The sequence below is a fragment of the Flavobacterium sp. ZT3R18 genome, from assembly GCF_007097385.1.
Lineage (GTDB): Bacteria > Bacteroidota > Bacteroidia > Flavobacteriales > Flavobacteriaceae > Flavobacterium.
In genome coordinates this window covers 48,969-65,013 of sequence record NZ_VJZS01000025.1, presented here as the reverse complement: position 1 = coordinate 65,013, position 16,045 = coordinate 48,969, and the positions used below count along the sequence as shown (strand labels likewise).

Sequence of the window (16,045 nt, the reverse complement as noted above, 5' to 3'; positions counted from 1 at the left end):
TAGGGTAATCCTCAATTGCCATTTTTTTTATTTCAAAGATACATTTATCCCTAACATGTGCGAAGGGGATAAGCAGTAAAAACAATTACACCCAACGAGTTACACTTACTCTTATAATGCACTTTTTTCAAGAAAATTTGAGTCCGAAAATTACATTCTCTCCAAACTAAAAAACTACAAAATAACAGCTAATTACTTTGTAGTTTTTGACTTGTCTTACTTGCTCAGCAGATGTATTCTGTTTGGTGGTTCTGAAGAATGTGCTTCTATTTTGATTTTTAAAATTTTATTCCTCAATAACAACCGCAGTAGTTTGACTATTACCCTTATGATTAATAGACAACAGTAATTGTTTTGCACTGCTATTAAAAGGGTCAATACTAATTGCTTTTTGGAGATAGAAAGTTGCCTCCTTGACTATTTGCTCTCTTTGCAATTTCAATTCCGAACAGACTACTTTATTGGCTGTCGAATCATCTAACCGATTCATTTTTGCATCCACACCTATACTTTCATCTATTAATAACTGAGAAAGACTGACGTAAGCTTGTACATATTTCGGGTCAATTTCAATGGCTTTTTTATAATAATTTTCGGCACCTTGATAATACTTTTCGTTTTGACAACTTACACCAAAATTAAAAGCGACTTCGGCATTATTGATTTTTAACTCTATAATAGTAGTGGCTAGTTTATCAAAAAAATCATACTCTTTTATTTCCAAATGCAAATTGGCTTCAAGAATGGCTAGTGAATCATCTTCTTTGTTAGGATTTTGAGCCAATCCAATAAATTTTAACGCTTTTTCTTTAAATCCTTTTTTCACATAAATCAAAGCTAAACTTTTATAAATTTCTTCTTTTTTGGACTTTACCTTTTGCATCGGTTTGATATAAAATCCACTTTTAATTTTGGCATCTCTTTCTTCCATAGTCATAAAATACTCTTCTTTCTGTATACTCTTGTTGTAAGCACTATAAACATTGGTATTACCAAAATAGTTAATCGCTTTTAATTCATCATAACTTTTCAAAGCCAAATCATCTTCATTGGCATTCTTATAATTAACAGCAGCATTATATAATTGTAATGTATCTTTATTATCTATTAGATATGCTTGATAAAATTTATTAGCCGATTCGATAAAATTATGATTTGCCAAATCTTCATCGGCACTTTTGACAAGGTCCAGCTTTATTTTCATCATCTTTTTAATGGCTTCCGAAGTATATTTCTCTTTAGACGTCTCTTGTTCAATTCGAATTAAATCTTTTAATGCCATAACAGCCATAGACTGATTTTTAAAGTCATTACCGTTTTTGTTTGCTAAGTCAACTAAAGCAGAGCTTTTTAAATAATAGAAGTTAATTTTATCCTCATCAGATGTATTGATAATTAAGTACTCTACAGGGGCTAGAATGGCAATAACTTGTTCTGAATTACCCGATTTCAATTCCTTTTGTGCTTCTTTAATTTGCTCTTTTTGAGCATAAATAGAAGGGATAAACACTAACAGACCGAGAATGTTTTTTAGAATAATTTTCATATGTAGATAATATTTGTTTTTTAATGGAATATGGAATTGCTTCGCCTGTTCGCTATCGCTTGAGTCGCATATCTTCATTGGTGTTTGCGACCAATTCACGGTCATGCTCATTTCATAATTATCAGATTTTAATTAAATTCGTGATACCTCAAAAAAACCACTTAGCCAGTTTGCTTTGCCAGAATCGTAAAAACCTTCTTCATTACGGACTAGTCAAAAATAACACTATTTAAATTTTAGTTACAACTAACTTGTAGCCTTTTATAAATTTTAAAAACACATTTCTAAAAACCTATAAATATCACTTGAAACATACTTAGCAACTTAAATGTCTAAGTTAAGAAAAACAAGCTAAAACTACATTTATCATCGATGAAATACATTTATTTTATTTTTAAATAAGTAAAACTCTTATAATTATAATATACTTTTTTTAATGCAATTATTTTGGTATATCATAACACTATTTATTTTCGTCTCAATAACTCAAAAAGTTTAGTATTTTTGAAGACTGAAAATGAAATGATGAAAAAAATTATGATTCCGCTAATGGTTATTGCCATTGGTGTTGCTTTGTACGAGCAGACAAGTGACGATAAAAATGTCTATGTAATGGTAATTGCCATAGTCGTTTTTATGATGGGTATGATGCGTTTGAGTAGTAAGACTCCGAGTAAAAATCAAGATAAAGAAGAAGACGATGTTTAATAAAGGAGATAAAGTTTCGGTACTGGATGAAGCGGTCGATGGTGTGGTTTTGTTGGTAAAAGACAAAGTGGTGACTATTGAAACGACAGATGGTTTTGTGATGAATTTTGCCGCCAATGAGCTCATTAAAATAGGCGATTCCGGGAATTTGATGGATGGTATAAAAGGCATTAACATTAGTGAAATCTCGAAAGAAAAAGAGATTCCGAAACCACGGAGTTTTGTAAAAGAAAAGAAAGACAAACATGAATTACCGGTTCCTGAGTTTGATTTGCATATCGAAAAACTGGTGCCTAACAAACGCGGAATGTCCAATTACGATATCTTGACTTTGCAGTCGGAAACAGCCAAACGACATATAGAATTTGCTATTCGCAATAGGATTCCGAAGATTGTTTTCATTCACGGTGTGGGTGAAGGCATTTTAAAATCGGAGTTGGATTTTTTATTGGGACGCTATGATAATGTGGTTTTTCAAGATGCCAATTATCAAAAATACGGTTCGGGTGCTACCGAGGTGTATTTTAAGCAAAACAGTAAATAGCGATTAGTGAATAGTAATTAGCAAAAATAGGTCAAAGCTAATTACTATTCACTAATTACTTTTTACTATTTAGTAGTTTGCAATTCCCCGTATTTGTAACTATTTCCTAACTGAAAATTACTGTTGCCTTTTACTAGCGTTACATTTTTAAGGATTATAACGTGTTTAAAAACATTAGGCCCATTGGTCGTGGTAGTCACTTCTATGATTCCCCCAATTTTCCCTAACCATTCTTGACTAACGGTAGGCAACAATGGCACCGTAGCTTGACAAAAATAATCTGGTGATACAACTCCATTGGTAAACAAACTGTACACCAATTTGTTTACGGTTGCTCCTATTACTCCTTTTCTGGGCGTATTTGGAGCGGTAACTTCATTGGCAATCAATGCTGAATCAATATTTAAGGTAAACGATTCGCTAGCGCTAAAACCGTACACCTGACCATTACTGCAGATGTTTAAAAGTCCGTTGAAAGCAAATGGCAAAGGATCTGCTGTTTTTGTGTAATCGCCAAAAGCAAAAGTTTCGTAAAACTGACTGGTTCCGTCTCCTTTATTGAAGGTAATGTTTTTAAAAACGATGTTGTTATTGTATCCTGTTATTCTAGTACTGTTATTGGTTTCGTCTAGTTTCTTAATATCGGTTATGACAATTTCGATCTTACCCGATGACGCTTTCCACTGACTGTTTACATTTGGCGTTGCTGGCGGAATTAGGTCACAAATATTTCCAGAAACCACTTTGCCATTATAAAAGCTGTACACCACCTGATTGGTTGCGTTTACATCAAGAATAGTTGGTACCCCCGTAACTGTTGGATTATTGCTAAAAGTAGTAGCTGGCACGTTGAGAATTAAAGATTCATTTTCGTTGAGCTTGTAGAGTAAATTATTTGTTGTACAACTTTGGGTTTGCACTGCCGAAAAATCAATTTTGTCTACTACTAAATCACCATCATCACAACTATTTAAAACAATTGTGCAAATCAAAATCCCTAGAAATCGTTTCATTATATATTATTTTAAACAAAAATAGAATTTTTAATTTGTTTCCTAAACTTTACGAACCAAAAAGGTATATTTTAACACAGAATAGATACTGAGATGCTGAGTTTCTAAGATACGAAGTTTTAAAATTGGCTATTACATACCTTCTTAAAATCTAATGACGACATCATTTTCTTTAATTCTGAATCTTAGAATCTTAGCATCTCAGTACCTTACCACCTTAATCACTACAGAATTCCTTATCTTTGCACCGAATTTTACTTTTCAATGAAAAAATACAAATACTATTTCGCAGCTTTTACGGCATTTTTTATCTGGGGGTTTTTCAGTTTGGCTTTAAAACCAATATCCAGTTATCCCTCTTTGGACATACTTTTCTATCGCGTGTTTTTTAGTGTACTGACTATGACGGTTATTAATCTGGTTTTTAGACAAAAAAGCATCCAGAAAAACTGGAAAGCTTTTAAAGTAATGCCGCAACAAAGAAAGAAAAGTATTGTCGTATTGACTTTGGTCGGTAGTTTGATATTGGCGTCTAATTGGTTTATTTTTATTTATGTTGTCAATCATGTGAGCGTCAAGGCGGGTTCTCTGGCTTACTTAATTTGCCCCATTTTGACCACTGTTTTTGCGTTCTTTTTGCTACACGAAAAATTAAGCAAATGGCAATGGGTAGCGGTCGCTATTAGTACTTTAAGTTGTGTTATATTGTCTTTAAATAATCTCCATGACATCATTTACAGTTTGGTTGTGGCTTCAACCTATGCTTTGTATTTAGTGAGTCAGCGCAAGAATAGCGAAATTGATAAGTTTCTGGTTTTAAACCTACAGTTGCTTTTTGTTGCTTTGATAATTTTGCCTTTTTACCCAAAATACAGTGGAGCAATCCCTACGGAACCTTTATTTTATATATGTATATTTTGCATCGTCGTATTTTTCACCATTATTCCGCTTTTTCTAAATTTGTATGCATTAAAAGGACTCAACTCATCAACAGTAGGAATCCTAATGTATGTTAATCCCATAATCAATTTTGGTCTGGCTATTTTTCATTTTAAAGAACAAGTGACTTTGCTTCAAATGATTTCCTATTCCTTAATTTTGGTCTCCATTATTGTTTTCAATCAGAAAATAATTTTTGCTAAAAAAAACAAATCCCATGCAATTGTTGAGGATTTAAAATCTAAATAAAAAATGAAGAAAGTATATCTCGATAACGCCTCTACGACTCCACTTCGTCCAGAAGTAATCCTAGAAATAACAAAAGTGTTAACCGAAGATTATGGCAATCCCTCCTCTACTCATAGTTTAGGGCGCAATGCCAAAAGCATCCTTGAACTTTCCAGAAAATCGATTGCCAAACTGCTGAATGCTACTGCACAAGAAATTATTTTTACTTCATGCGGAACCGAAGCTAATAATTGGATCCTACGTTCTACCGTAAAAGATTTGAAGGTAGAACGCATAATTACCAGCAAAATAGAACATCATGCGGTTTTGCACACGGCAATGGAATTACAAAAAGAATATACCATTCAAGTTGATTATGTAAACGTAAAACCCAACGGCGAACTCGATTTAACACATTTGGTCGAACTATTATCAGAAGAAAAAAAGACCTTGGTTTCGTTAATGCATGTCAATAATGAAACAGGAACTCTTTTGGAACTCGATAGAGTTAGTAGAATTTGTCAAGAGCATAAAGTTTTATTCCATTCGGATACCGTACAATCTGTTGGGAAAATTAAAATTGATTTGCATGCGACTCCTATTGATTTTATAGTAGCGAGTGCCCATAAATTTCACGGCCCAAAGGGAGTTGGTTTTGCTTTTGTTCGAAAAAACTCCGGATTACAACCTTTATTTTTTGGTGGAGAACAAGAAAAAGGACAACGTCCGGGTACCGAAGCCGTGCATCAAATTGCAGGAATGGCAAAGGCTCTAGAGCTTTCCTATCAAAACCTTCAAACCGAAAGCAATCACATTGCATCATTGAAAGACTATACTATCGAAAGACTAAAAACGGATTTCCCTGAATTTAAAATCAACGGAGAAAACACCTTATACAATCTGCTCAATGTTATTTTACCCATTGAAGAAAATAAAATTCCCATGCTTTTATTTCATCTGGACATGAAAGGAATAGCCGTTTCTAGAGGTAGTGCCTGTCAATCCGGAAGTATCAGACCTTCACATGTATTGGCAGAAATGCTATCGGATGAAGATTTAAAAAAGCCAAGCATCCGTATTTCGTTTAGCCATTACAATACCAAAGAAGATGTTGATTTGTTGATCGAGGGGTTACATTCAGTGCAAAGTAATTAGCAGTATACAGGTCATAGTTTTCAGTGACAGTGACAGTTTTCAGAGCTGTTCGTAAACATTGCAATTCGTTTTCTTAACAATATTTGTAAAAAAGCAGGTCTGTTTTATTTACTACTATTTTTAAAATCATTACCTTTTTAAGACTGAAAACTGAGACTGAAAACTGAAAACTAACTGAAATCATTTAGCTTTTTTCTTTGATTTTTCCTGTTTTTTGAAATAGCCTCGTAACAAAAAATTATGTTTCATGGCTTCAAGATCCTCGTTAAGAAGAATTGTGGCTTTGTTTAAGTTTGTCATGGTGGAGTCTATTTTTTTTACCAAATTAGGATCATTAGACAAATAATTGATAGCTCCCTTTCCGTTTTTTATATTTGAAATCGTACCATTTAAGTTCGTAACCACTTTATTTATTTCCACACTTGACTGATCCAAATTGTCGACGATGGTTTTTACTTTTTGAGCTACAGCGGGGTCATTCAACACCCCAATGACACTATTTTTATCTCCTAAAGTCGCAACCATTTTATTTAAATTATCAACAGTTTCAGTGGTTCCTTTACTTGTCATTTTAAGATAATTCATGGTTTGTTTCAAATCAGATGCCATGAGTGTATCATTGATTAGGGTTCCCAAAGTCCCCTTTCCTTGTGTTATTTCTTTGGTGATTTTTAGCAAATCGGCTGTGAGCAAAGCGGCATTTTTATTAGTTACACTCAAAGTATTCAACAAATCATCGGTACGAATACGTCGCAAAGATTTAATTTCATCACCAGGTTCGATTTGTGGATGGTTTCCTTTTCCTGGTATGATATTAATAACCATACTTCCCACCAACCCATCAGAGCCAATAGTGGCAACAGCATTTTTTTTGATGTGCGGGAAAATAGATTTATCAATAATCATATCAACATTTATAGTCGAATCATTTATCATTTCGATACCCCGAACGGTTCCCACATTGATACCTGAATACCGAACGTTATTCCCCAATTGCAATCCATTTACATTATCGAAGATAGCGGTTATATGATCTGTTTTTCCAAACATTTTCTGCTTATTTCCAATAAAGTAAACAACAAGAATAAAGAGTACAAGACCTATGATGACAAAAAGTGCCAATTTTATTTTTTCTGAAGCTGTTTTTTCCATTTCTGTAGTTATTTAAAGAAAGCTTTCACTTTTGGATCTGTTGATGCAGCTAAACTTTCAAAGGTTCCTTCGGCATAATTTACACCATCTATTAATAAAATCATGCGGTTTGAAATCATTCTGGCACAATCTACATCATGGGTTATAATTAGGGATGAAGTATTGTATTTTTTTTGAATAGACATCATCAGCATTAAAATTTCTTTTGAGGTTATAGGATCCAGTCCGGTTGTGGGCTCATCATAGAGAATAATTTTTGGCATCAGAATTAAAGTTCTTGCCAATGCAATTCTACGTTTCATTCCTCCCGAAAGTTCGTTGGGCATTAGATCGATAGTATGGGCCAAACCAACATTTTCTAGCGCTTCCATGACAAGCGGCCTAGTGTCTTTTATAATTCCAAATTTTTTGGTGTGCCGTCGCAAAGGAAATTCTAGGTTTTCTCGAACCGACATCGAATCATAAAGTGCACTTCCCTGAAAAAGGAAACCCACTTCGGTTCTAAGTTCGTCTAGTGCTTCTCGGGACAGTTTACCAATATTTTTCCCCATGACCTCTATACTCCCGCTGTCTGGTTCTTCTAATCCGATAAGGCATTTTATCATCACTGATTTGCCTGATCCTGATTTACCCATAATGACCAAATTCTCTCCTTCATTCAATTCCATGTTAAAACCATCCAAAACGCAATTATCCCCATAGCTTTTTTTCAAGTCTTTGATGATGACTATCGATTTTTTATTTTCTGAAGTTGAGTCCATATTATTTAAACATCGTAAAAAATATTTGCAATAAAAACAGCTATAAAGTCAATTATAAAAAGCAACATCGAAGAAAAAACAACCGCAGAATTTGCTGCCAGTCCAACTCCAGCAGTTCCCTTTTTACAATTGTATCCTTTGAAGCACCCTACCAACCCGATGGCAAACCCAAAAAAGAATGTTTTGATGGTCGATGGAATAACATCAAAAAACTCTAAATGATTAAAAACCTGTGTAAAGTATAATAGAGACGATACATTTCCTTTTAAATTTTCGACTATCAAAGATCCTAAGAGCGCTACCGCATCTCCAAAGAAAACTAATACAGGAAGCATCAAAGTAGTGGCTAGTATCCGCGTAACCACTAAATATTTGAAAGGATTTGTTCCAGAAACTTCCATAGCGTCTATTTGCTCAGTGACACGCATAGAGCCCAATTCGGCTCCAATTCCAGAACCAATGCGTCCGGCACAAATTAAGGCCGTAATTATTGGTCCAATTTCTCGAATAATAGAAACACTTACCATAGCCGGTATCCAGGAAACGGCACCAAATTGTTGTAATGTAGGTCTGGATTGCAAGGTAAAAACCAATCCTATAATAAAACCGGTAACCCCAACAAGCAGTAAAGAGCGGTTACCCATATTATAACATTGTCTAAGAAATTCTTTGAATTCTAATGGCGGTTTGAAAACTTCTTTAAAAAAACGCCCCGCAAAATAAGACAGTTCGCCAATTTCAAGAAGGAAAGCTTTGAATGATTCTATAATTTTAAAAACACTATTCATGAAGTTTATGAATTAATTTTTAATACGAATTGTACTCAAATATACGCATATTATATTGATTTAACTTCCATTAGCGGTCACAAAATGAATCGAGTTTATTTTTGCTGTCTTCTAAAATAAACAGCATTAAATTTTAACCATATAAGAAATATAAGGTCATTTAAGCTAGGATGTAAAAAGCAATACCTTGTATTTTCTTAGATTCCTTATATGGTAAATCTTTTGATCCCGAAGCTTCGGGAGTATTTTTTATTTTTTGTTTAAACGGTATACAAGTCGAAAATGCTGTTTATTATAAAATTTAGTATTTTTTTTAGCTCTCATACAGTTTAAGCCTGTTTTTTGCTGTAATTAAATCTTTTTCTAAACGGTCTATTTTTTGCAAAAGATTAAAGACTACATCAATTCCTTCTGGATTTACTTCCAATTCATGATGCATTCGGATCATTCGCTCAATATCCTTTATTTGGCTTTCTCGAATATACGGTGATTGTTCTATAATTTCAATTTCTATCAAACCTATCTCGCTGAGATGGGTAAAGAAAGAAAGCTCAACTTGATAGTTTGAGCAAAGGTTTTTCAAAAGAATCAGGTTTTCGGTATTCATATGACGATAATATTTGTTTTTTTTTAATGGAACATGGTATCGCTACAAGGCAAACGCCTTACTACTTTTTGTGTGTTGGAATCGTTTGTCCGCTTGGAGATGTGGCGGATTAAGGAAGCCTAAACTTTCGATTAAATACTAATTTTACAAGTACAAAACCATCTTTAAATTAAGCCTAAACCCGCCATATTGCCAAACGGCGGTTATAGGCTGCCCTTTTGTGTCATTATGATTGAATTGTGTCATTTGTCGGTTTTGGAATGGTTAAAAAGTAAACTATTACAATTAAAGTTACAGTTGCTGTTGTTACAAATGCTGTTGTCGCACCGAACTGAAACCAAATAAGTCCTGTTAATGAACTTGCAAACATTGTGCAAATGCTTTGTAGTCCTGAAAATGTTCCTATTGCCGTTGCTGTGTCTTTTTTATCGGTAATATTTGAAATCCACGCTTTTGAAATTCCCTCTGTCATTGAGGCATAAATACCATAAAGAAAAAATAGTCCGAAGAAAAAATAAAGGTTAGTGTTTATAGCCATTCCGAAATATACAATTGTAAATAATATAAGACCAATAATAAAAATTGTTTTCAGCCCTATTTTATCAGCAAGATAGCCAATAGGAAAAGCAAATAAAGCATAAATAAGATTGTAAAAAATATAAACACCAATAACCATTGTGTCGTCAAGTCCCGATTGTTTTGCTTGTAGTAAAAGAAAAATATCTGAACTGTTAAACAGCGTAAATAATAAAAGTCCGAATACTACTTTTCTATATTCAGTCGGACTTACACTCCAATATTTTAAAAATGAAAAAAATGGCGTTTTTACTTTTGTTCTTTGGTCAATAACTTTTTTGTCTTTTAGGAAAAAAGACGATAAAACAGCAAAAAGTCCTGGAATGAAGGCAATAAAAAAAAGTGTTTTATAGTCTTGTGGATAATAATATAAATAGAGTAAAGCCAATGAAGGACCAATGACAGCACCTAATGTGTCCATTGAACGATGGAAGCCAAAAACTTTTCCTTTTGTTTGTGGTGTTGCTTCGTCTGAAAGAATTGCATCCCTTGCACCTGTCCGAATACCTTTACCAAAGCGGTCTATTGTCCGTGCAAAAAATATCCAAATTGGAAAAGTAAAAATTGCCATCATTGGTTTGGAAATTGTACTGAAAGCATAGCCAATTTGCACAAAAGGAACTCTTCTGCCAGAAATGTCCGACAGTTTACCGAAATAACCTTTGCTCAATCCTGCTGTTGCTTCTGCTACACCTTCAAGTATTCCAATAAGTACAATTGAAAAACCGATTGTCTTTAAGTAAATGGGCATAATAGGATACAGCATCTCACTTGCTGTGTCTGTCAGCAAACTCACAACCGATAAAATCCAAACTGTCCTTGTAATATATTTCAAAATTTCGTTCTGTTTATTGTTAGTTTATTGTCGGCAGTGTCGTCTGTTAGGGTTGCCTATAACATGTCGATTTCATATCGTTCTAAACTTAGATAGTTCTGCAAATAATTCTTTTTCTTTTTCGGTTAGGTTTGTGGGTATCCCAATTTGATATAAAATGTACAAATCCCCAAATTCTCCTTCTTTTTTATAGACTGGAAAGCCTTTTCCTTTAAGTTTTACTTTGGTATCATTTTGGGTTCCTGCTTTAACGATTAGTTTTACTTTTCCGTCAAAGGTATTGGCTGTTATTTCTCCTCCTAGAATGGCTGTATATAAATCTATATCCACGGTTGAATAGAGATTGTGTTTATCGAGTTTAAAATTAGTGTGATTTGCTATGCTAAAGGTAAGATACAAATCTCCTTTGGGTCCACCATTAGCTCCTTCTCCTCCTTGCCCCTTTATTTTTATGATTTGACCGTTCTCTACACCTGCAGGGATGGTCAATCGAATGTTTTTACCATTTATTGTTAAGGTGCGTTTGTGTGCGGTATAGACGTCTTTTAGATCCAGATGCAATTCGGCATTCAAATCTTGTCCCTTAAAAGCGGTACTTCGCCCCCTTCCTCTTTGAGCACCTCCACCAAACATGGATTCAAAAAAATCAGAATAGTCTCCGCCACCGCTGAAACCGCCAAAACCTTCTTGTTGTCCTCCACGTTGGTATTGTTGCTGCTGCTGTTGTCTTGCTTTTTCGTATTCCTCTCCCTGTTGCCAGTTTTCGCCATATTGGTCGTATTTTTTACGATTCTCAACATTGCTCAATACCTCATTGGCTTCATTGAGTTCTTTGAATTTTCTTTCGGCTTCTTTGTCGTTAGGATTTAAATCAGGATGGTATTTACGTGCCAATTTTCGGTACGCTTTTTTGATATCGGCCTCCGATGCGCTTTTATCAACTTCTAATACTTTGTAATAATCTATAAATGCCATTTTACTTTGTTTATCTAATTTGGATTATGGTGTGAATACCTATTATGAGTAAAAAAAGTCAAAACATTTAATCACTTTTTTAACCATATAAGAAATATAAGTTCATTTAAGTAAGGCTATTTTGAATTCTAAAACATTACAACAACTGAGAATATGGCAATTGCACACTCAAATTTAGTCATTTTTTTATACTAAAAGGCGGTCAGAGTGTTTTATTGTAGGATGTTATTTCGAATAAAAAGCTTAAGTTATTACCCATTATCATTAAGTTACTAATCCGAAATAATAATTTTCACTACTACTTTAACTAATTATTGAACCTATGATATGGCAAATAGGTAACGATAATTTCTATTATTCTTGTCATTCGATACGAAGACCAATTAATCAGTTTTGAAGATAAACTATACTTTAATTTAAGTGTTTCGGGAGTTATTTTTTGGCATTGCGAAATAATATTATCGAGTTGCAATTGGAATCCTTTAGAAAATGATTCCGAATAAATTTCTACGTTCATCTCGATGCTTGCGTAAGAGCTCAAGTTATTTAGATTAAAAGAACCGATAGTAGTCCATTTGCCATCTATTACCATAGCTTTTCCGTGTAAAACAGATTGATTCCATTCATATAATTCCATATTGTATCGAAAAAGTTTAGCATATAAATAACAAGTAGCCCGCCTAGCCATTGGAACATCTGATATTCCCGATAAAACTAATTTTATTTGTATTTTATTTTTGGATGCTATTTTCAAAGCCTGAATTATTTTTCTCCCCGGCAAAAAATAGCTTCCTACTATAATTATTTCTTTTTCGGCATTCCGGATCGATTTTATATATGCTTCTGTAATTTCGTTTTTCCTTTTTAACCAATCGTTTTGAAGTAAGCCTACGGATCCTATTTTGGGAACCATAGCCCTTGGTATTTTTTTTCTTTCCTTTTTAAAATAAATGGATCTGCAAAAGTCCTGTAATGGCTCCGCTATTTTTCCATTCAACTCAACAGCAAAATCCAACCACGGTAATTCTGTTTCGGATCCCCTGTATTTATTGGCAATGTTAATACCTCCAATCAGTACCGTATTAGCATCAGAAACGATTACTTTATTATGCAATCTCCTTCCCAGATAAAAGGAATTTGCTGAAAACATGGGCGAAAAAAAACGAAAATTAATCCCAATTTGTTTTAATTCATTTATTGTTTTTGAAGGAAATGAAAATGAGCCAAAACCATCCAATACAATATATATTTTAACATTGCGTAATGCAGCTTGCTTTAGTAACGTTATAATTCTACTACCTGTTTCATCTAGCTCAAAAAGATACATCTGAATATGAATTTCTACTTTAGAACCAGAAATAATACGTTCCAAGCGCGAAAAATACTCTGCACCGGTATGAACGAGGAGCATGCTTTCTATAGAACTAATTGACTCAGAATTCATTTTCTTGATTTGTTATTTTATTTTCCCCAATTTATTATACAAAGGATTTATAAGACAAATATGCATTTGAGAAAACAACCAACCAAAGGTTAGCACAAAAAACAAAGTTACTTTTCTCTTTATGACACTTTCGATATTGATTACTTTGGCAATAAATTTAGATAAAAATAACAGCAAAAAAACAAGAAATGTTATTTTGATAAAATTATAAGATAGGCTAAAGTGCCATGTCGGACTTTGACTATTCCATTTTACAATCAATACATACAATATATATAAAAAAAGCACGCCTACACTACCAGACACCATATAATTGAATGCTTTTGATAGTTTAATGATTTTAAAAGGCACAAAACTACTTACTTTTAATTGGGTAACGAGTTGCTTTTCTTTTGCGGGAAGCGTACAACTGTCAGCCACTTTTAAGAATTTCCAATTTGTTTTTTTTAAATTACTTCCGCTATGATCGTGCATCACTTGCTGGTATCCGCTATACATTAAAGCATACGCCTCTATGTCATTGAAGGAATCCAAATCGGTTCTCACTTCGCTAAGTCCTTTTTGAATTTTCGTCATTACCCCGTATTTCAAAAGTGAATTTTCATCCTCAATTTCTTTATCATACAAAAGACTTCTGTTGACATCAGTACAATTTACCCAACTAATCGGGAGTTGAGACAATCCATTCTTTAAATGAACAATAATTAGTTTATTGACAATAGAAGTGTATTTACGCGCTTTTAAATCCAGCAACTGAATCTCTCGCAAGCGTTCTTGCAAAATGGTGTCTACTCTAAAAAACAAAGACACTACATTGGCTGTATTCTTTGCATTGTCTGGCATTTGGGCACTTCCGTCACTTATAATAATTTCATTGCATTCCTGCTCCAGTATAGACGCAATCCCTTGATTGTCATGCACACCTCCATCTATTAATTCTAAATCAAAATTCTTATACAATCCTTTTAAAACCAAGGGTTCGAATAGAACAGGAACGCAAGAAGAGGCTGCAACGGCACAGCCTAAGCTAAATTTTTTATATCCGTCGGGTGCATTCTCATAATACATCCTTCTTAAACGGGGCTTTACATCAAAATCGTCCGAAATATAAGTGGGTGGCTCCCCCATCCAAGAGGCTGTAAACTGCCAGTTATGTCCTGTGTTTACTGATGTTGCATTTAGAATTAGCTGTGGTACTTTGTTGGTTCTCTTCCAATTATCATTGCTAAAATCAAATTGATTATCATCAAAAGGGCTAATCAGTAAATCACTCATGTGTATCGAATCCTTATTCTTTAACTTCAAATCTTTAGCGATAAGCGGCTTATAAAAATACTGTTCGTACAATTCCCCTAACCTATTAGAACGAGAATAGGAATCTCCTTTCCACATTTCTATATTTTTAGAAAAACTAGTCAACAAACGCATTCTAATGTTCTTTTGAACCGCTTCTAAAAATTCTTTTTCAATTTCTTTTACCAGTTTAATATAATCTCCATCAACAATGTCCTTATCAGCCTTATTTTCAAACAATTGTTTGATTTTTAGATAATAAAAAGCACCGATTATAGAACCTCCCGAGACACAGGAAATTACCTCAATATCTTTTAATTTTCCTTTATCTGCCAATGCTGCCAAAACACCAATATGAAATAAAGCCGCCCTAAAACCACCTCCCGATAACCCCAATCCTACTTTACTTTGCTTTTTTTGTTTGGAATGCACTGTACCGTTTTTTTCATCCGATCGAAGATTTAAAGCCATTAAACAACGGTTTAGATCTTCCTCTATAATTTCCTTTTCCTGAAATGGATCAATGTTTGTGGCTAGTTGATTTTTTTCTATTCTTTGATAATACGACAGATTATAAATTTGTTTACTAAACGATTTAATTTGCCAATTCTCCTTTTTGTCTGCTGTATGCAACGTAATAAAATAAAGTGCTTCTTTGTATTTTCTAAGACCAAAAAAAGCTTCGGCCAATGCGGGATATAATTTTTCTTTGGCTTCAATTTCGGTTCTAAATAAAGGGTTACCCATACCAGCGTCATCTACATAGGCATGAATAATTTCTCTTCTAGTGTCTTGGGCAATTTCAAATCTTTTTATGGTTTCAATGGTAATTTCGGAAGTTTCAGAGAGTCGTTCTAAATTTTCTATAACGATTAACTCATTGAGATGTGCATAATTTACTGCGGTATTGATGCAGTCGGTTTCGGCATGAATAGATTTATGCGATTTGCTTTTCCAAATCAAGTATCCTTTTTTGTAATAGGCTCTTGATTGCAATAAATTATGAAACTGATGGTCAAATTTCCATTTATGTTTATATACTTCTCCCGCCAGACTTAGCGTTTTACAGTTTTTGCTGTTTTCTAAGTCACAAAAAGACTTGAGAACGTTTATTGCTTTTTCGAACTTAAAATAAGAAGATAATGTGGTGTCTTTGTATATATTCTCTGCCAAATCTTGATAATTGGAAAGTTTTATTTCAACACCATCTGCCTCATTTTCTGTTATTTTTTCCAATAAAATCTCTGTGGCATACCCAAATTGCTCATATTGAATCAATTTTGAATACAAATCCTCAAAATGAATAGAATTTGAAATATCTTCCCCTCTTAAATAATTCTTGGCAAATTCTATCGCTTGCTTCTTACTTTCCATATTTAAAAAAAATTATCATCGAGATACAAATGGTAATACTATTCTACTTTTTTTTTGTAAAAACATTCTATAAATTTAAAAAAATAACCGAAACAATTATAAATACT

Annotated in this window: 14 protein-coding genes; 4 read left to right on the top strand and 10 right to left on the bottom strand. The window is 33.6% G+C overall.

The window, feature by feature from the left end:
* Nucleotides 1-286: 286 nt before the first annotated feature.
* Complete coding sequence (locus FNW52_RS18440; protein ID WP_143378960.1) at nt 287-1,546, bottom strand: hypothetical protein; 1,260 nt, start codon at nt 1,544-1,546, stop codon at nt 287-289.
* A 504-nt stretch (nt 1,547-2,050) separates the two neighbouring features.
* Between FNW52_RS18440 and FNW52_RS18435 the strand changes: the two genes are divergently transcribed.
* Nucleotides 2,051-2,254 (top strand): hypothetical protein, encoded by a 204-nt coding sequence (locus FNW52_RS18435; RefSeq protein WP_255515650.1) that lies wholly within the window; start codon nt 2,051-2,053, stop codon nt 2,252-2,254.
* Nucleotides 2,247-2,798 carry a Smr/MutS family protein gene (locus FNW52_RS18430; RefSeq protein ID WP_143378959.1) on the top strand — a complete coding sequence of 184 codons (552 nt, stop codon included), beginning with the start codon at nt 2,247-2,249 and terminating at the stop codon, nt 2,796-2,798. Before FNW52_RS18435 ends, FNW52_RS18430 begins: the two co-directional genes overlap by 8 nt.
* Nucleotides 2,799-2,863: 65 nt before the next feature.
* Here the strand turns inward: FNW52_RS18430 and FNW52_RS18425 are convergent, their stop codons facing one another.
* A complete protein-coding gene (locus tag FNW52_RS18425; protein ID WP_143378958.1) occupies nt 2,864-3,811 on the bottom strand; it encodes a hypothetical protein in 948 nt (315 codons plus the stop codon).
* A gap of 264 nt (nt 3,812-4,075) precedes the next feature.
* Between FNW52_RS18425 and FNW52_RS18420 the strand changes: the two genes are divergently transcribed.
* Together FNW52_RS18420 and FNW52_RS18415 are read left to right on the top strand one after the other, a co-directional pair.
* A complete protein-coding gene (locus FNW52_RS18420) occupies nt 4,076-4,999 on the top strand; it encodes an EamA family transporter (protein ID WP_143378957.1) in 924 nt (307 codons plus the stop codon).
* Between the two features lie 3 nt (nt 5,000-5,002).
* A complete protein-coding gene (locus FNW52_RS18415) occupies nt 5,003-6,133 on the top strand; it encodes a cysteine desulfurase family protein (RefSeq protein WP_143378956.1) in 1,131 nt (376 codons plus the stop codon).
* Between the two features lie 180 nt (nt 6,134-6,313).
* On the opposite strand, the gene FNW52_RS18410 is transcribed toward FNW52_RS18415, so the two are convergent.
* From FNW52_RS18410 to FNW52_RS18375, 8 genes are all read right to left on the bottom strand, one after another.
* Nucleotides 6,314-7,285, bottom strand: a complete 972-nt coding sequence (locus tag FNW52_RS18410; protein ID WP_143378955.1) for an MlaD family protein — start codon at nt 7,283-7,285, stop codon at nt 6,314-6,316.
* A gap of 8 nt (nt 7,286-7,293) precedes the next feature.
* The gene (locus FNW52_RS18405; RefSeq protein WP_143378954.1) at nt 7,294-8,046 is read right to left on the bottom strand and encodes an ABC transporter ATP-binding protein; all 753 of its coding nucleotides are present in this window, start codon (nt 8,044-8,046) and stop codon (nt 7,294-7,296) included.
* 5 nt (nt 8,047-8,051) lie between these two features.
* Entirely contained in the window at nt 8,052-8,834 is a 783-nt protein-coding gene (locus FNW52_RS18400; protein WP_143378953.1) for an ABC transporter permease, read from the bottom strand.
* A gap of 313 nt (nt 8,835-9,147) precedes the next feature.
* Nucleotides 9,148-9,441, bottom strand: a complete 294-nt coding sequence (locus tag FNW52_RS18395) for a chaperone modulator CbpM (RefSeq protein WP_143378952.1) — start codon at nt 9,439-9,441, stop codon at nt 9,148-9,150.
* A gap of 226 nt (nt 9,442-9,667) precedes the next feature.
* A complete protein-coding gene (locus FNW52_RS18390) occupies nt 9,668-10,852 on the bottom strand; it encodes an MFS transporter (RefSeq protein ID WP_143378951.1) in 1,185 nt (394 codons plus the stop codon).
* A 72-nt stretch (nt 10,853-10,924) separates the two neighbouring features.
* Nucleotides 10,925-11,827, bottom strand: a complete 903-nt coding sequence (locus FNW52_RS18385) for a DnaJ C-terminal domain-containing protein (RefSeq protein WP_143378950.1) — start codon at nt 11,825-11,827, stop codon at nt 10,925-10,927.
* 307 nt (nt 11,828-12,134) lie between these two features.
* Complete coding sequence (locus FNW52_RS18380) at nt 12,135-13,271, bottom strand: phosphatidylserine/phosphatidylglycerophosphate/cardiolipin synthase family protein (RefSeq protein WP_143378949.1); 1,137 nt, start codon at nt 13,269-13,271, stop codon at nt 12,135-12,137.
* Nucleotides 13,272-13,283: 12 nt separating this feature from the next.
* Nucleotides 13,284-15,938 (bottom strand): patatin-like phospholipase family protein, encoded by a 2,655-nt coding sequence (locus FNW52_RS18375; protein WP_143378948.1) that lies wholly within the window; start codon nt 15,936-15,938, stop codon nt 13,284-13,286.
* Between the last annotated feature and the right edge of the window lie 107 nt (nt 15,939-16,045).